17 protein-coding genes are annotated in these 15555 nt (G+C 72.8%); 8 read left to right on the plus strand and 9 right to left on the minus strand.

What is annotated here, in order from left to right; translation table 11 throughout:
- Nucleotides 1-93 precede the first annotated feature (93 nt).
- A complete protein-coding gene (locus OIE51_RS26025) occupies nucleotides 94-1194 on the minus strand; it encodes a hypothetical protein (RefSeq protein WP_326600309.1) in 1101 nt (366 codons plus the stop codon).
- A gap of 237 nt (nucleotides 1195-1431) precedes the next feature.
- Between OIE51_RS26025 and OIE51_RS26030 the strand changes: the two genes are divergently transcribed.
- The gene (locus OIE51_RS26030) at nucleotides 1432-1884 is read left to right on the plus strand and encodes an iron chaperone (protein ID WP_326600311.1); all 453 of its coding nucleotides are present in this window, start codon (nucleotides 1432-1434) and stop codon (nucleotides 1882-1884) included.
- A gap of 514 nt (nucleotides 1885-2398) precedes the next feature.
- A complete protein-coding gene (locus OIE51_RS26035; protein WP_326600312.1) occupies nucleotides 2399-2914 on the plus strand; it encodes a MarR family winged helix-turn-helix transcriptional regulator in 516 nt (171 codons plus the stop codon).
- On the opposite strand, the gene OIE51_RS26040 is transcribed toward OIE51_RS26035, so the two are convergent.
- The 6 genes from OIE51_RS26040 to OIE51_RS26065 all read right to left on the minus strand — a co-directional run bounded on the left by OIE51_RS26040 (nucleotide 2812) and on the right by OIE51_RS26065 (nucleotide 7774).
- Nucleotides 2812-3279: an SRPBCC family protein gene (locus tag OIE51_RS26040; RefSeq protein WP_326600313.1), complete on the minus strand. Its 468-nt coding sequence runs from the start codon at nucleotides 3277-3279 to the stop codon at nucleotides 2812-2814. The genes OIE51_RS26035 and OIE51_RS26040 overlap by 103 nt on opposite strands.
- Nucleotides 3266-4153, minus strand: coding sequence for an N-acyl homoserine lactonase family protein (locus tag OIE51_RS26045; protein WP_326600314.1), 888 nt, complete (start codon nucleotides 4151-4153; stop codon nucleotides 3266-3268). The genes OIE51_RS26040 and OIE51_RS26045 overlap by 14 nt, the downstream gene beginning before the upstream one ends.
- A gap of 460 nt (nucleotides 4154-4613) precedes the next feature.
- Entirely contained in the window at nucleotides 4614-5477 is an 864-nt protein-coding gene (locus OIE51_RS26050; RefSeq protein ID WP_326600316.1) for a universal stress protein, read from the minus strand.
- Nucleotides 5478-5550: 73 nt separating this feature from the next.
- Nucleotides 5551-6162, minus strand: coding sequence for a hypothetical protein (locus tag OIE51_RS26055; protein ID WP_326600317.1), 612 nt, complete (start codon nucleotides 6160-6162; stop codon nucleotides 5551-5553).
- Nucleotides 6163-6294: 132 nt separating this feature from the next.
- Entirely contained in the window at nucleotides 6295-6984 is a 690-nt protein-coding gene (locus OIE51_RS26060; RefSeq protein ID WP_326600318.1) for a universal stress protein, read from the minus strand.
- Nucleotides 6985-7186: 202 nt separating this feature from the next.
- Nucleotides 7187-7774 carry an Rv1733c family protein gene (locus OIE51_RS26065; protein WP_326600319.1) on the minus strand — a complete coding sequence of 196 codons (588 nt, stop codon included), beginning with the start codon at nucleotides 7772-7774 and terminating at the stop codon, nucleotides 7187-7189.
- 221 nt (nucleotides 7775-7995) lie between these two features.
- Between OIE51_RS26065 and OIE51_RS26070 the strand changes: the two genes are divergently transcribed.
- Nucleotides 7996-8685, plus strand: a complete 690-nt coding sequence (locus OIE51_RS26070) for a response regulator transcription factor (protein WP_326600320.1) — start codon at nucleotides 7996-7998, stop codon at nucleotides 8683-8685.
- A 16-nt stretch (nucleotides 8686-8701) separates the two neighbouring features.
- Entirely contained in the window at nucleotides 8702-9721 is a 1020-nt protein-coding gene (locus OIE51_RS26075) for a 2-hydroxyacid dehydrogenase (protein WP_326600322.1), read from the plus strand.
- A 24-nt stretch (nucleotides 9722-9745) separates the two neighbouring features.
- On the opposite strand, the gene OIE51_RS26080 is transcribed toward OIE51_RS26075, so the two are convergent.
- Nucleotides 9746-10618, minus strand: coding sequence for a universal stress protein (locus OIE51_RS26080; protein WP_326600323.1), 873 nt, complete (start codon nucleotides 10616-10618; stop codon nucleotides 9746-9748).
- A gap of 193 nt (nucleotides 10619-10811) precedes the next feature.
- Between OIE51_RS26080 and OIE51_RS26085 the strand changes: the two genes are divergently transcribed.
- The 3 genes from OIE51_RS26085 (at nucleotide 10812) to OIE51_RS26095 (ending at nucleotide 12540) form a co-directional block, all read left to right on the plus strand.
- Nucleotides 10812-11201 (plus strand): STAS domain-containing protein, encoded by a 390-nt coding sequence (locus tag OIE51_RS26085; protein WP_326600325.1) that lies wholly within the window; start codon nucleotides 10812-10814, stop codon nucleotides 11199-11201.
- Nucleotides 11202-11358: 157 nt separating this feature from the next.
- Nucleotides 11359-12054 (plus strand): CBS domain-containing protein, encoded by a 696-nt coding sequence (locus tag OIE51_RS26090; RefSeq protein WP_326600326.1) that lies wholly within the window; start codon nucleotides 11359-11361, stop codon nucleotides 12052-12054.
- 30 nt (nucleotides 12055-12084) lie between these two features.
- Nucleotides 12085-12540 (plus strand): Crp/Fnr family transcriptional regulator, encoded by a 456-nt coding sequence (locus tag OIE51_RS26095; protein ID WP_326600327.1) that lies wholly within the window; start codon nucleotides 12085-12087, stop codon nucleotides 12538-12540.
- Nucleotides 12541-12545: 5 nt separating this feature from the next.
- Here OIE51_RS26095 and OIE51_RS26100 read toward each other — a convergent pair whose 3' ends face one another.
- On the minus strand, nucleotides 12546-14276 hold the full coding sequence (locus OIE51_RS26100) for a sensor histidine kinase (protein ID WP_326600328.1): 1731 nt from the start codon (nucleotides 14274-14276) through the stop codon (nucleotides 12546-12548).
- A 228-nt stretch (nucleotides 14277-14504) separates the two neighbouring features.
- Here OIE51_RS26100 and OIE51_RS26105 point away from each other — a divergent pair, with 228 nt between their 5' ends.
- Complete coding sequence (locus OIE51_RS26105) at nucleotides 14505-15515, plus strand: alcohol dehydrogenase catalytic domain-containing protein (protein WP_326600329.1); 1011 nt, start codon at nucleotides 14505-14507, stop codon at nucleotides 15513-15515.
- Nucleotides 15516-15555 lie beyond the last annotated feature (40 nt).

Raw genomic sequence — 15555 nt, forward strand, 5'->3', positions numbered from 1 at the left:
AGGACAACGGCGGAGCTCGGCCCGCCCTTCGCGGTCCGGGCTTCTCCTTCTCCACCTGGATCCGCGCTGACAGGGCTGCCCCGGACCCGGTGCTCATGGACCCGGGGGGCCGCCGCGGATGGCGTCGAGGATGTCGAAAGCGCGGCGAGCCTGGCGGCCGAAGACCACAGTGAACACGACCAGGCCCAGGCCGGTGATCGCGTACGGCTCGGCCGCGCCGGGCAGGCCCAGGAACGTCACGCTCACGGCGGCGGCGGTGACCAACACCCCGGCGCTGATCATCCGGAGCACGGTGCGGTCGGGCACCGGGTCGATTCCCGTGAGCCGGTCGGCGTCGAGGAGGGCGCCGGTCCGGCCCTCGGCGTAGCGCTCGGCCATGGTCAGCAGCATCTCGGCCAACTCGCGCAGTCCCTGTCGGGGGTCGGTGTCCAGCATGCCCTCCGCCTTCCGCAGGGCGCCGATCACCTGGCGTTCGTGGGCCCTGAGAGCGCCGTGCCGGTGTGAGCGTCGAGGGACCGTGCCACGTGCCCGGTGCGCGCCGCGCAGGCCGACGGCGAGTGCGTTGACACGCAGGCCGACGGCCTTCACCCGCTCCGCGAAGCGCTCGCCGCCCGCCTCATGGGCCCGGGCGCACGCGGATATGGTGTGCGCGATCTCCATCACCAGCGCGTACCGGCGGGCATCCTTGAAGAGCGAGGGCGTCGGGGGGAGTTCCGTGAGCCCGGCGACGACGGCCCAGGGACTCAGCAGCGCCACCCCCACCGCTCCTGCTCCCCACAGGGCGAGGACGGCCCGGGGAGGCGACAACTCGGGGTCGTCCTCGGCCGACGCTCGGTCCGGGTCCTTGAGGAAGGTGACGAGCTCCTCGACGTAGTCACGGGTGTCCACGAAGAACACCAGGACGACGGCCAGGACGGCCAGCAGCACCAGGTTGACGAGCGAGGCCGCGAGGGTGGCGCGTGCGGCGATCTGCAGGGAACGGCGGCGGCGGAGCGCCACGCGCACACGCCCGGGGACCGGCCGCCGGATGCCCAGGGCCGCCAGGTCGAGCCGGAGCCGGGTGATCAGCCTGTCCTCGCGCTGGCTGGGATCGATGCGGGTCGCCAGAGCGCGCGCCCGGTCTTCCAGACGGCCCCCCAGGGCGGCCCCCCGCGCTCGGAGAGCACCCCAGGTGGCCCGCAGGCCCGTCGACACCTGTCAGTACCCCCAATCCCCAAGCTGATTCTCGCACTTGACCGGCGGGTGCGGACCGCCGAGGAGTGAGCCCGGGGCGCCGGGGGCGCGTGCCGGGGGTATGACCGGGCGAGCCGCCCGGAGCTGTGCTCAGCGCGTCGTCGAGCTGCCGGAGGGATGATGAGCCCGATGTCAGTGAGCCGGGATAAGGTCCCCGTTCGGGATCCCGCACATGAAGATCCGCGAAGGGAGATCTGCATGAGCAGCACCGAAAACGACACGTACGAGGGATTCACGGCCGAGGAGCGGGCCGCGATGAAGGACCACGCCCAAGAGCTGAGGACGGCAGCGCGCCGCAGCTCGCGCGCGGACAAGGCGGCGGAGGCGGAGCGGGACGTGCTCGCGAAGATCGCCCAGATGCAGGACTCGGACCGGATCATGGCCGAGCGCGTCCACGCCGTCATCACAGCCAGCGCCCCGGTCCTCGCGCCGAAGCTCTGGTATGGGATGCCCGCCTACGCGCGGGACGGCAAGGTCGTCTGCTTCTTCCAGAGCGCGGGGAAGTTCAAGGCGCGCTACGCGACGCTCGGGTTCAGCGACCAGGCGAAGCTGGACGAGGGCACGATGTGGGCGGCCGGTTTCGCCCTGACCGAGGTGACGGCCGAGGTGGAGGCCCGGATCGGTGCGCTCGTGAAGCAGGCAGTGAGCTGAGGCGCGCGCCCGGTGAACGGGCCGGGCCCGCGGCACCGGTACGTGCTCGGCGGCCCGGCGCTCGTTCTGGCCGGGCGCACCGGGGGAGCGGCGACCGTCGCGCGCGTCCCGCACGCGATGGCCGAACTCGTCCGTGCCCGCGTCCTTGTGATCAGTGCCCTCAACGAATCGCACGCGGCCTTCCAACGGAATGCCCCGCAGAAGGGTAGGAAAGGGCCCGGAGAGGTGCCCCTCGACCGCTTGCCACCGGTTGGGCGGGGAACCCGGAAGTTCCGAGTCCGTTTTTCCTCTGCCGACCTGCTCGGAGGTGTGCGCGACCATGACGACACGTACCCAGGGAATCGATCCCGATCCCTCCTGGGATGAGCGTGGCGATACCCCGAAACCCGCTGTGAGCTGGGCCGGGCTACAGCGCTGCTATGAGTCCTGGCCGGCTCGCGCCCAGATGTGTGGCGTATCATTTAAATACGTGTCATGTATGGGAAGGGCAGTCGATGCGGAACAGGCAGAAGCGATGACGCCCGTCGAAGAGGCCCGCTACCTCATCCTCGCGGCGCAGCGTGAGGGCAATCGTCAGCTGGCCCGGGCGCTGCGGCCGTTGGAGGTGACTCCGTCCCAGGCAGAGGTGCTCAGCCTGCTGGCCGGCCGGCAGCCGCTGACCTTGAGCGGGCTGGGGGAGTTGCTGGTGTGCGAGTCGGGTACGAACCCGAGCCGCCTCGTCGACCGCCTGGTGCGCGCCGGCCTGGTCCTGCGCGCCGAGGACCCGCAGGACCGGCGGCATGTCGAGCTCACACTCACCTCCGCCGGCCGGCGCACCGCGGCGAGGATCGCCGATATCGAGAAGGACGTCTACCGGTCGATCGACGCCGCCGCCACCGGACACGACATCGAGGCCGTGAACGCGTTCCTGCGCGCACTCGTCGCGGGTCAGCCTTCCGGCCAGGCCGTGGCCCGCCGAGTCGAGTCGGTCCCCGCGCCGGAGACGCGGCGGGCGAGCCGCTCGAGCCGCAGCTCGGCCACTTCCCGGTAGGCGGGCTCCAGGAGGGAGGCGAGCGGGCCGCGATGGGTGAAGTCGTGGCTGACCACCACCCCCTGCCTTCCGGGCTGGAGCTGCCAGGTGCCGTCCTCCGCGAAGCCGGGCATCCGCCAGCGCATGGCGACGCGCCGGGGGCCCGTCTCGTCGTAGGTGAGGTGACCGGGCAACCCTCGGAGGGTGATCGTGTACGTGGCCCCCGGCCTGGCCGCGGACGGGCCGCGCACGCGGCGAATCGCCGGGTTCCAGGCCGGCAGCGCCAGCGGATCGAGCAGGGTGTCCAGCACTCGGTGGACCGGGACGTCGATGACGCGGCTGGCGTGCCGGGTATGCCCCATGAGGAAATCGTCAGTGCGCGTCATGCGCGTTCCTCTCCTCCGCGAGTGCGGCTGCCAGGCTCGGCGCCGCGCCCGGGTCGTGTGCCGCCAGTACGACGAGACCCGGCAGCCTGGCGCGCAGGGCGTTCACCTTGTGCACGGCCTCGGACATCTGCCTCTTGTCCCCAACACCGGGAAGTTTGCCGGCCGAGAGCAGCTCGGCGTCGTAGGTCAGATCGCCGACCAGCAGCAGGGGTGCCCGGCCGGGGCGTCGTACGAGCAGCGACAGGGACCCCGGTGTGTGGCCGGGCGTGGGCAGCAGGACGAGACTGCCGTCACCGTAGAGGTCGTGCCCGTCGGTGAAGGGCATCAGTGCCGGGTCCGCCAGCGGTTCGTGGGTGATCCGGTTCCACCGCAGTCCGGGCAGGTCGATGTGCGACCGCAGGAACCCGCGCGCCTCGGGCATCGGCCCGCTCAGGGCCTGCCACTCGTCCCGGCTGATGACGACGTCCGCGCCGCCCAGCACCGGAAGCCCGCCGATGTGGTCCTGGTGGAGGTGGGAGATCACCGCCGTCCGCACGTCGTCGGTGCGATAGCCCAGGCCGGTGAGCCCTGCGGTGAGCGTCTGGGCCGGGCCGATCTCGAACTTCGCCAGCCTGGAGTAGATCAGCCCGTTGAGACCGCTCGGGAAGTAGTCCGCGTCCGTCACGGAGGCCCGGTCCTGGCCGGTGTCGAAGAGCACCACGCCCTCGCGGTGCTCGATGACGTACGCGTTGATCGGCCGGGGTGCGGTCCACCGGCGTGACGTGAACAGCCACACATAGAGGTTCTTCCGGGTGGGGCCCACGTGTTCGGGGCGGATCGCCACTGATCCGGTACTGATCACGGCGACTCTTGAGATGGGGTCTGCCGACGGCATGTCGACCTCCTGATTTCGATGTCGTGTCATTAGATTACACGACACCTATTATCGCGCTGCCGGGTGGGGCTCACCATGGTGTCGACGTACCCCTGGGAGGTCCCCATCCCGGGCCCGGCCCGGCGAGATCCCTCGGCAAGGTCCGCGCGGTCTCCCTCAACTACCGCGACAGGCCATCGTCGAGGGCTTTCGCGAGCCCGATACGATGCCCAAGAACCTCGTCCCGGTCGACGACACCGCCGGTGTCGTCGCCAAGACCGGCCCCGGCGTCACCCGTTTCACCGAGGGTGACCCTGTCGTCTCGCACCTCTACTCACGCTGGCTCGACGGCGCCCCGACCCCGCGCCGAGGGAGATTTTGCCCTCGGTGGGCAAGGTCGACACAGCGCGACCGGACCGTCGAGACGTCAGTCGGTCGGTGGGTCAACCCGCCAGCGGCGTCGCCACGAGCGTCATCACCGTCAGTCGTGGGGGACGACGGCGACGGGGGCGAGGCCGTGGTGGAGCACGGTGTGGGTGACGGAGCCGATGCGGGGGCCGAGCGGGGTGCGGGGCCTGCGGCGGCCGACGACCAGCAGGGCGGCCGTGGTGGCGGCCTCGGTCAGATGCCGGGCGGCGCCGCCGACCACGATGTCCTCGGTGACCTTGACCTCCGGGTACCGGTGCTGCCACGGGCGCAGGGCATCGCCGAGGGCGCGGCCCCTGGCGGTGGCGACGGCGGTGTAGCGGTCCGGGTCGGGCACCATGGCGAAGCTCTCCACGGACGGCAGGTCGTAGCCGTGGATGACACGCAGGATGGTGCCGCGCAGGGCGGCGGCCTCGAAGGCGAACGCGAACAGGTCGTCGCACGGGTGGGTGATGTCCACGCCCAGGACGACGTCGCCGTCGTCGTGTCGCGCGCCGTCGTGGCCGGGGGCGCGGACCAGGACGACGGGACGCCGGGCGCGGGCGACGACGGCCAGGGCGATCGAGCCGACGAGGTAACCGGTCACCGGGCCCAGGGCGCGGGAGCCGAGGACCAGGAGGCCGGCGTCACCGGCGGAGCGCGCGAGGGCGGCTTCGGGCAGGCCGGGGACCACGTCCGTGATCACGGTCAGGCCGGGGTGTACTGCCTTGAGTTCGTCGGCCACCCGCTTCAGCAGGTGCTCGGGGCCGTGCGCGAGTTCCCCGGTGCCAGAGAGGGAATTAAGCGTGTACGGGGCGATCTCGCGGACGTGGACCAGCCTCAGCGGCAGGTCTCGGCGGGCCGCCTCGTCGGCGGCCCATAGGGCGGCGGCGCGGCTTTCGGGGGTGTGGTCGAGGCCGGCGACGACGGTGGGGTTCATGGTGTGCTCCTTCTCGGGTGCCGAGGCGGGCACCGCCCGCGGGCGGTGCCCGGTGCGGGGACGGGCAGGGGGGTCAGCGCAGCCAGGGGGTGTCGCGGACGACGGGGAGGCGTTCCCAGCGGGCTCCCAGACCCCAGACGCGGCCGGCGTGGACGGCCGCGAGGGCGACGAGGACGGCGGCGTAGACGACGTGGTAGTCGATGAGCGGGTTGGTCGACATACTCGGTGCGCCGTCCGCGAGGGTCTGGTCCAGTGGCCATTCCGCGGCCCACATCAGGGCCATCATCGCCACGCCGCCCATGGCGGCCAGCCGCATGGCCACGCCGGCGGTGAGGGCGAGGCCGATGGCGAGGAGGCCGAGCATGAACGACCAGTCAGCCCAGGCGTCCCCGGCCCAGGAGCGGAAGGTGTCGTCCATCGGGCCGACGGCGACGTGGCTGAGGAAGCCCTCGGTCGGTGACCCGCCGTCGATCCAGCCCGCGCCGGAGGGAGTGCTGTACTGCCAGCCGATGGTCTTGTCGAGGAACGCCCACAGGAAGACGAACCCGGTCAGGACGCGGACCGACGCGAAGAGGTGCGCGGTGGTCGCTTTCGTCGCGGACCGGGTCGCCGTGGCGCCGGTGGCCTTGTGCCAGGCGGGGAGGTGGAGGCCGCCGTGCCGGGGGGAGTGCCGCTGGATGGCCATGATGTTCGTCCTTCCGGGGTTCGTCGGTGCGAGTTCCGCTCGCGGGTTCACTGTCCCGCCGGCGGGGGCTTGGGCCCCAGGGGACGCGAGTCCCGGCTGCCGGGGCCGAACGGCCCCGACCGGCGGGCCCGTTCAGTCCGCGCGGGCGGCGACGGGCACAGGGACCAGCAGGACCGGGACGGGGGAGTGGTGCAGCAGGGCCTGGGCCACGCGGTCGAGGTGGGACCCGACGCGTGGGTCCCGGTGCAGGGCGACGACGACGAGGGCGGAGCCGAGGGCCGCCTGGAGCGCGGCGTGGACCATGCCCGGGCGCGTGGTCCGCACGCGCACGCCCGTGCCCAGGCGTTCGGCCTCGGCGAACGCGACCGCCGCGGCCTCGGCGTCGCCGTCGCTCGTGACGCACAGCAGCACGTCACCGTGGCCGGGGGCGTGCCGCAACTCGCGCGGATCACCGCGCACGATCAGCAGCGGGCCGTTGGTCCGCTCAGCCAGGTCCCGGGCGACCGAACCCAGCAGATGCCCGGCCACGCCGCCCAGTCCGCGGGTGCCGACCACGGTGAGCAGGGCGTCACGGCTCCGTTCGGCGAGCACCGCCGCCGGGGAGCCGGGAAGGGGCACCGGCAGCGCGGTCAGCGCGGGATGCCGGTCGTAGACGCGGGCCAGGGCGGCCGACAGGATCGGCTTCGCCTCGTCCGGGTCCGGCACGGCGTACACGATGTGCAGCACGGCATCGCGCCGCGCCGCTTCCTCCGCCGCCCGGTCGAGTGCCCGGAACGCGGTGGCGGTGTCGTCGATTCCCACGACGACGTGGTGTCGGGTCATGGCCTGTGTCCTCTCTTCGTGTCTGTCTTCCGGGTGTCGGCATCGAGCGCGGCGGGCGGCCGTCGGGGCTCGGGGGGCTGGCGGCCGTCTCCCTTCCGCGTGACTGCGCCTCAGATACTGTCGGTGGGCGGATGGTGCGGGCAGGGGCCGGGTGGGCAGGCCGGTGGCCGGTGGTCCCCGGCTGGCTGGCCCGGTCCGGTGGTCAGGCGTGCTGGGACCAGCCCGGGGCCACTTCGGCCCAGGCGCGTTCCCAGGCGGCCGTGCGGCGGGTGTCCAGCCGGTTCTGCAATCCGGCCCGCGTGGCGACGGCCATCAGGCAGAAGCCCGCCGCGGCCGAGGCTCCCAGGAGCACGCCGGCCGCCCAGGCGGTGGTCGTCGCGACGGGCGGCTCCCGGAGTCCGCCGGTGTCGTCGAGCCACACTGTGACGCGGTCGCCGGGTTCGGCGTCGGCGTCCGCCCAGGCGGAGCCCGTCCCGGTGGTGCCGTTGGGTGTCGTCCAGTCGACGGTCACCACCTCACGGCCGTGGGCCGGGTAGCCGACGGTGTCCGCGTCCGCCCCGGCGCCGCCGGCCTCGTCGGCGGAGCCGGTGACCAGGGCGGCCGTCTCGTTCAGATCCGCACCGGGCGCCAGCATGACGTGGGCGGTACCGATGGTGGTCGCCGCGCCGGCCAAGGGGGCGCCGACCGCGATGACCAGGCCGGTGGCCAGGCCGAGCCATGCCTCGGCGATGTCGGAACGGCGCCTGAGCGGGTTGCGCCGCCAGCGCCACAGCCGGATAGTGCTCTCCATGTCACGTGTCCCCGCCTCGGTCGTCGCCACGATGTTCCGTGGCCCGTGACGGGACCGTCCCACGCCCGAACGGCGCGGCGCTGGAGCCGGACGGGCCCCACCGCCGGGGCTTCCGGCCTTCCGGCACCGGCCCCGATGGGGCCGTTCGGCCCTGGCATCCGGCCGTCGCGTGGGTGACCATCGGGGCGACGAGGCCGAGAGAGACACGAGGAACACACGACATGGGCGACGCACCCCAGTTCTCCCCGCAGGCGCCGATCAGGGTGTTCCTGCTGGACGATCACGAGGTGGTCCGGCGAGGGGTGCACGACCTGCTCGACGCCGAGCCGGACATCGAGGTCGTCGGTGAGGCGTCGACGGCCGACCAGGCCCTGGCCCGTGGCCCGGCGCTGCGCCCGCATGTGGCGATCCTCGACGTGCGGCTGACCGACGGCGACGGCATCACCGTCTGCCGGGAGCTGCGCTCGCGCATGCCGGAGCTGGCGTGCCTGATGCTGACCTCCTTCGACGACGACGACGCGCTGCTGGACGCCATCATGGCGGGCGCGGCGGGTTACGTGCTGAAGCAGATCAAGGGCTCCGACCTGATCGCCGCGGTGCGTACCGTCGCCTCCGGGCAGTCGATGCTCGACCCGGCGACCACCGCGCGGTTGATGAGCAGTCTGCGCGGTGACGACGCGCGGCCGGCCGAACCGGAGGACGCGGCCCTGGCCTCGCTGTCGCCCCGCGAGCGGGAGATCCTCGTCCTCATCGGCGAGGGCCTGACCAACCGTCAGATCGGCCGGCGTCTCTTCCTGTCCGAGAAGACGGTGAAGAACCACATCTCACGGCTGCTGGCCAAGCTCGGCGTCGAACGCCGCGTCCAGGCAGCCGTGCTGGTCAGCAAGGTCACCCCACCGCCCGCGAAGTGAGGCTACGGTGGCCGGCGTGAACACGGACCCGACGGGCATCATCGCCTACGGCGTGACAGCCGACGAACGACCGCTGCTCCAGGCCGCGTTCGACGGACAGCACCGGCTGCGCTGCCTCGACCTCACTCTCGACGCGGACACCGTGACGACCGCCGCGGGCCACGAGATCGTCTGCAGCGGCGTGAACGACGTCCTGGACGCCGGTGTGCTGCGCGGGCTCGCCGCCGGTGGCACCCGCATGATCACCCAGCGCGCCACCGGCTACAACAACATCGACCTGGAAGCGGCCCGGACGGCGGGCATCGGCGTGGCGAGAGTGTCGTACTACTCCCCCTACGCGGTCGCCGAGTTCGCCTGGGCCCTGGCCCTGGCGGCCAACCGGCGGGTGCCGCGGGCCGTGACCCGCACGCGCGACTTCGACTTCCGCCTCACCGGCCTGATGGGCCGCGATTTCCACGGCCGGACCGCCGGGATCCTGGGCACCGGCAAGATCGGGACCGCGTTCGCCCGCGTCGCCGCCGGCTTCGGCATGCGGCTGCTGGGCTACGACGTCGCGCCCAGCGCGGAGTGTCTGGCGCTCGGCATGGAGTACGCCGGGACCGATCGCCTGTTCGCGGAGGCGGACCTGATCAGTCTGCACCTGCCGCTCCTCCCGGAGACCCACCACCTGGTCGACGCGGGTGCCCTGGCCCGGATGAAGGACGACGCGATCCTGATCAACACCAGCAGGGGCGGCCTCATCGACGCCCAGGCGCTGGTGGCGACGTTGCGGGCGGGCCGGCTGGACGGTGTGGGTCTGGACGTCTACGAGGAGGAGGCCGGTGTCTTCTTCTTCGATCACTCGCTGGACGTGATGACCGACGACGTCCTCGCCCGTCTGATGACCTTCCGCAACGTGCTGGTCAGCTCGCACCAGGCGTACTTCACGCGGGACGCCGTCGGTCAGATCGTCGAGGCGACCGCGCGGAACGTCGCGGACTACCTCACCGGCCGCACCGGGGAGAACACGCTGGTGCCGCCCGCCGGCCTCTCCTGAGCCGGCGGGCGGCCGGGGGGCGCGTCACTCGTGGGGGACGACGATCACGGGTGCGATCGCGTGGTGCATCACCGCGTGGGTGACCGGCCCGATGTGCGAGCCGGTGCGCGCCCGACGGGCCCGGCGGCCGACGATCAGCAGCGCCGAGTCGTACGCGGACTTCGCCAGTTCCCGGCCCGGCCGCCCCATCACCGGCTGCTCCAGCACCTCCACACCCGGATACTTCGCCCGCCAGGGGCGCAGCGCGTCCGCCAGTTCCCTGGCCACGTCCTCGGCGAAGACCGCCGCGATGCCGGGCTCCACGGTGGCCGCCGAGAACCCGTACACCGGCGGCACCTGCCAGGCGTGGACCACCCGCAGCCGGGCGCCGCGCAGGGCGGCGGTGTCGAAGGCGTAGTCGATCAGGGCGTCGGGTGAGTCCGCTACGTCCAGCCCGAGCACGACGTCGGTCGTGGGCGGCGGGGCGGCCTTCTCGTCGGTTCCGGGCCTGACCAGCGCGACGGGGCCGTGGGCCTGGGCGATGGCGGACTGTGCCACGGAGCCGAGCAGGAAGCCGGTGAGGCCGCCCAGCCCCCGGGTGCCGAGCACCAGCAACCCGGTTTCCTCCGCCGTCTCCTCGGTCAGCACCCGCGCCGGGGCACCGGTGAGCTGCTCGTAGGAGATGTCCACTCCCGGGAACCGTCCGCGCAGATCCTCGGCCGCCTCACGCGGTATCCGCTCCGCCCAGTACCGGAAGGTCCGCTCGTCCACCGAAGGCAGCGCGCAGTGGGCGCCGCCCTCCCACACATGTACCAGCCGCAGCGGCAGCCCGCGGCGCCGCGCCTCGCCTGCCGCCCATCCGGCGGCGGCGAGACTCTCCAATGAACCATCCAGACCCACAGTGACGGTCGGGAACATGGGGGCTGCCTCCTTGAGTCGTTGACGTGGTGTCAGCATCCCGCCGGGCCGGGCGTCCACGGCAGGGGCCACAGGCCCCCACCGGTGGGCCGCCCGGGACTCCCCTCGGGGCCGTTCGGCCCTGTCGGTCCCTGAGCCCGACCGCCTTTCCTGGTGACCGGCGAACAGACATCCAGCGGCCGAGGAGACCGGAATGGCCACGAGCGACGCACCGACCGAGAACCCTGTGTCGCACCGGCGGAACGGACCGGGTGCCGTGGTGGAACTGCGTGGCGAGATCGACCTCGCCACCGCGCCGACCGTGTGGGACCGGTTCGAGGAGGCGATCGCCGCCGGGACGGACCGGCTGACGGTGGACCTGCGGCCAGTCACGTTCATCGATTGCAGCGGGCTGCGGGTGCTGTGCCGGGCCCACGCCCGGCTGGCCGAACGCGGCGGCCGGCTCCGCGTCGTTGCCGACTCCTCCTTCGTGCTGCGCCTGCTCGGCGTGGCCGGCCTGCTGACCTTCTTCGACGTCCACCCCCACCTGCCCGGCGCCCCGACCGGACCCGACGGTCCCGCACTCGGCCCCGTTCGGCCCTAGGGAACGCGGGCGTCGGGGCGCACCGTGGGAACCGACGCGAGGGAGAGCGGACCACGATGACGGACTCCGCGCACCGCGCACCGTCCGTCGGCTGTGGTCCGCGCCGACTCCGTCGCGGACCCGGTCCGCGCCCTTCCACCGAAATCGAGGACGTGTCATGAAGCAGCGCATGGTCGGCACCGTGATGACCGGTGACGTCGTCTCGGTCACGCCCGAGGTGCCGTTCAAGCGGGTGGCCGAACAGCTCGCGGAGCACCGCGTCAGCGGAATGCCCGTGGTGGACGACGACGAGAAGGTGCTCGGAGTCGTCTCCGAGCAGGACCTCATGGCCCGTCAGGCGAAGAGCGGACGGCGGCACCACTGGCCGCCGACCCGCGTCGCGCGCCGGGAAACGGCCCTGGCCGGCGCCATGACGGCGGGTGAGCTGATGACCGCCCCGGCCATCACCGTCCGGGCCGTGGACTCCGTGGCGCGCGCCGCCCGCGTCATGGCCGACCGCCAGGTCAAACGCCTGCCCGTGCTCGATGAGGAGGACCGCCTGGTCGGCATCGTGAGCCGTCGCGATGTGCTGGGCGTCTTCCTGCGTCCCGACGCCGAGATCCGCCAAACCGTCACCGACGAGGTCCTGATCCGCTCCCTGTGGCTGCCCCGGGACGCCGTCCGCGTCACCGTCGAGGACGGCGTCGTCACCCTGGACGGTGTCGTGGAGCGGGAGAGCGAGATCCCCATCGCGCTCAGCCTCACCGGACGGATGGAGGGCGTCGTCGGTGTCGTGGACCGCCTCACGGCCGCTCGCGACGACAGCCGGCTGGGCACCGGAATCCCCGAACCGCACGGCGTCGCCGACCACTGACCGCGCGAATCCCGGAAGAAGACGGACACCATGGGACCCATCACGAAGCACTTCCTGGCCGCCCTGCCCGGGGCGGGTACCGACCACCTCCTCGCCTACGCCCGCGAGGTGTCCTTCCCCGCCGGGACCCGCATGTTCGAGGAAGGGCGGCGGGCCGACCGGTTCTGGGTCCTCAGATCCGGCACGGTCACCCTCGACCTCCACCGGCCCGGCCGCCGGGCGGCGGTCGTGGACACGGTCGGGCCCGGCGAACTGCTGGGCTGGTCCTGGCTGTTCCCGCCGCACACCTGGGAACTGGGCGGCGAGACACTCAGCCCGGTCCGGGCCCTGGAGTTCGACGCGCTCGCCGTGCGGGCCCTGTGCGATTCCGATCCGGTCCTGGGTCGCGCGGTCTACCGGCAAGTCGCCCGGACCGTCGTCCGCCGGCTGCGCGCCTCCCGCGCCCGGCTCCTGAACGCGGGTGGCGTGTACGGCGACGGCGGCTGAACGGCTCAGCCCCCGGTCAGCGGTACCCGCCACTCCAGACGGGTGCCGCCGGAGGGTCCGGGACCGGCCGTCAGGGAGCCGCCGAGCCCCTCCGCCCGCTCCGCGAGGTTCCGCAACCCGCTGCGCCGCCCGCTCTCCGGGAGACCCGTGCCGTCGTCCACCACGGCCAGGGCGAACGCGCCGTCCCCCACCACCACCGACACGCTCGCGGCACCGGCCCGCGCGTGCCGGGCGACGTTGGACAGCGCCTCCCCCAGCACGGCGACGGCATGGTCGGCGACCTCGGCCGGGACATCGGTGTCGACCAGCCCCTCCATCCGCAGCGACGGCGTGAACCCCAGCGTGGGCACGGCCTCCTCCACCGTTTTCGCCACCCGCACCCGCAACCCCTGTGCGGCCGGGCCGCCCTCGTGGACCCGCAACCCGAAAATCGTGGACCGGATGATCTTGATGGTCTCATCCAGATCGTCCACCGCCCGTGACAGCCGCTCCGCCGCCTGCGGATGCTCCACGAACCGCATCGAGCTCTGCAACGTCATGCCGGTCGCGAACAGCCGCTGGATCGCCAGGTCGTGCAGATCGCGCGCGATCCGGTCCCGGTCTTCCAGCAGCGCCACCTGCTCGGCGGCCCGCCTGCGTTCGGCCAGCTCCAGCGCCAGCGCCGCCTGGCCCGCGAACGCCAGCAGCGGCGCCGTCTCCCGCACCGTGAAATGTGCCTGCCCCTGCTCGCGGGCCAGCACCAGCGCCCCACGCAGTCCGCCGCTGGTCCCCATGGGCACCGCCACGGCCGGGCCCAGCCCGGACCAGTCCTCCGGCCCGCCCACGAAGCGGGCGTCGGTACCGATGCCCGCGGTGAGCACGGGCTCCCCGGCGGTGACGGCGGAACCGGCGAACGAGTCCTCGCGCGGCAGCACCAGATCCGAGTGAGCGGCGGCGCGCGATCCCGCGGCCAGGGCGACGCGCAGCAGGTCCGTGCCCTCCTCGGTCAGGCACAGGACACCGAGGTCCGCGGCCAGGATGCGGCGGGCGTGTCCGACGATCAGCTCCAGGACCCGTGCCTCATCGGCTCCGGACAGCAGAATCCCGACGACCTCGGCGTTCGCCTCCAGCCACCGCTGCCGGTCCCGCGCCTCCTCGTACAACCGTGCGTTCTCGATCGCGACCCCCGCCGCGACCGCGAGTGTCGACAGCAGCGTCTCGTCCTCCGCGTCGAACTCCCGCCCACCGCGCTTCTCCGTCAGATAGAGGTTGCCGAACACCTCGTCCCGGACCCGGATCGGCACCCCCAGGAAGGAGTGCATCGGCGGGTGATTCGCCGGGAAACCGTAGGACGCCCGATGCTCCGACAACTCCCGCAGGCGCAGCGGCTGCGGATGCCGGATCAGCTCGCCCAGAAGACCGTGCCCCGACGGCAACGGCCCGATCGCCTCGATCCGGTCCGCCGCGATGCCCACCGGCACGAACTGCGACAGCCGCTGCTCGTGCTCCTTGTCGATGACCCCCAGCGCGCCGTACTCCGCGTCCACCAGCACGACGGCGGCCTCCACGATCCCGCGCAGCACCTGGGACAAGTCCAGCTCCCGGCCCACGGACAGGACGGCCTCCAGCAGTCCGTGCACTCGGTCCCGGGTGCCGCGCACCTCGTCGATACGGACTTGGAGCTCCTCCAGCAGCTCGTCCAGCCGCAGCCGCGGCAGCGGCCCGCCACCGGTCCCCGACGTGCCGCCCTTCCCCACCGTCTTCTCCGTCCGAGCGCCCGGCACGATCCGCCGACAGCCTACGGCCCACCATCCGGCCGCGACAGTCCGGCCCCGGCCGCGACCGGCATGGGGCCGTCCGGCCCGGGAGGCCCCGGGCCGGACGGCCTCCGGCCGGGACGTAGGGGACCTGCCCGCCGCCTCGGGCCGGCGAAATCCTGGGGACAGAAGGCGAACGCAGCCTGTCCGAGCGAGAGGGGATCCATCATGAAGGCAGCCGTAGTCCGCGCCCTCGGTGCGCCGCTGGTCATCGAGGAGCGGCCCGATCCCGAGCCGGGCCCCGGGCAGGTCCGCATCCGCGTCGAGGCGTCGGGACTGTGCCACACCGACATCCACGCCGCCCGCGGCGACTGGCCCGTCAAGCCGACGCCGCCGTTCGTGCCCGGCCACGAGGGCGTGGGCATCGTCGAGAAGCTCGGCGATGGCGTCACCCGCCTCTCCCTCGGCCAACGCGTCGCCGTCCCCTGGCTGGGCTGGGCCTGCGGACACTGCGACCACTGCCTGTCCGGCTGGGAGACGCTGTGCGAGCGGCAGATCAACACCGGCTACGGCTGCGACGGCGGTCATGCCGAGAAGATGCTCGCCGCCGCCGACTTCGCCCAGCCGGTGCCCGAAGGCATCACCCCGGCCGACGCCGCACCACTGACCTGCGCGGGCGTCACCACCTACAAGGCGCTGAAGGTCGCCGGCGTCGGGCCGACCGACCTGGTCGCCATCTCCGGCGTCGGCGGACTGGGCCATCTCGCCGTGCAGTACGCGAAGATCGCGGGCGCCACGGTCGCGGCCATCGACGTCACCGACGACAAGCTCGCGCTCGCCCGGGCACTCGGCGCCGACCTTCTCATCGACGCCCGCAAGGAGGACCCGGCCGAGGTGCTCAAGCGGCACGGTGGCGCGCACGCCGCCATCGCCCTGGCCGTGAACGAGCAGGCGTTCGCCGCCGCCTACGGTGGGCTGCGGCGCGGCGGCACGCTGGTCATGGTCGCGCTGCCCGCCGGCGGCACCATCCAGGTCCCGATCTTCGACACCGTCCTCAACGGCACCTCCGTCATCGGGTCCATCGTCGGCACCCGCCAGGACCTGGCCGAGGTGTTCGCGCTGCACGCCGCCGGCCGCACCCGGGTCGTCCGCGAGACCCGTCCCCTCGCCACCGTCAACGAGTCCATCACGGACATCCTCGACGGCCAGGTCACCGCCCGTGTCGTCTTCGAGATGTGAACCCGACACCGAGCCGCACACCGGCACCACTCCGAGGAGG

The organism is Streptomyces sp. NBC_01803 (assembly GCF_035917415.1).
GTDB lineage: Bacteria > Actinomycetota > Actinomycetes > Streptomycetales > Streptomycetaceae > Streptomyces.

What these genes read in the sequence shown, in the direction of transcription:
- OIE51_RS26030 (WP_326600311.1), top strand. Translation starts at nt 1,432, where the DNA reads ATGAGCAGCACCGAAAACGACACGTACGAGGGATTCACGGCCGAGGAG.
- OIE51_RS26035 (WP_326600312.1), top strand. Translation starts at nt 2,399, where the DNA reads ATGACGCCCGTCGAAGAGGCCCGCTACCTCATCCTCGCGGCGCAGCGT.
- OIE51_RS26040 (WP_326600313.1), bottom strand. Translation starts at nt 3,279, where the DNA reads ATGACGCGCACTGACGATTTCCTCATGGGGCATACCCGGCACGCCAGC.
- OIE51_RS26045 (WP_326600314.1), bottom strand. Translation starts at nt 4,153, where the DNA reads ATGCCGTCGGCAGACCCCATCTCAAGAGTCGCCGTGATCAGTACCGGA.
- OIE51_RS26050 (WP_326600316.1), bottom strand. Translation starts at nt 5,477, where the DNA reads ATGAACCCCACCGTCGTCGCCGGCCTCGACCACACCCCCGAAAGCCGC.
- OIE51_RS26055 (WP_326600317.1), bottom strand. Translation starts at nt 6,162, where the DNA reads ATGGCCATCCAGCGGCACTCCCCCCGGCACGGCGGCCTCCACCTCCCC.
- OIE51_RS26060 (WP_326600318.1), bottom strand. Translation starts at nt 6,984, where the DNA reads ATGACCCGACACCACGTCGTCGTGGGAATCGACGACACCGCCACCGCG.
- OIE51_RS26065 (WP_326600319.1), bottom strand. Translation starts at nt 7,774, where the DNA reads ATGGAGAGCACTATCCGGCTGTGGCGCTGGCGGCGCAACCCGCTCAGG.
- OIE51_RS26070 (WP_326600320.1), top strand. Translation starts at nt 7,996, where the DNA reads ATGGGCGACGCACCCCAGTTCTCCCCGCAGGCGCCGATCAGGGTGTTC.
- OIE51_RS26080 (WP_326600323.1), bottom strand. Translation starts at nt 10,618, where the DNA reads ATGTTCCCGACCGTCACTGTGGGTCTGGATGGTTCATTGGAGAGTCTC.
- OIE51_RS26085 (WP_326600325.1), top strand. Translation starts at nt 10,812, where the DNA reads ATGGCCACGAGCGACGCACCGACCGAGAACCCTGTGTCGCACCGGCGG.
- OIE51_RS26090 (WP_326600326.1), top strand. Translation starts at nt 11,359, where the DNA reads ATGAAGCAGCGCATGGTCGGCACCGTGATGACCGGTGACGTCGTCTCG.
- OIE51_RS26095 (WP_326600327.1), top strand. Translation starts at nt 12,085, where the DNA reads ATGGGACCCATCACGAAGCACTTCCTGGCCGCCCTGCCCGGGGCGGGT.
- OIE51_RS26105 (WP_326600329.1), top strand. Translation starts at nt 14,505, where the DNA reads ATGAAGGCAGCCGTAGTCCGCGCCCTCGGTGCGCCGCTGGTCATCGAG.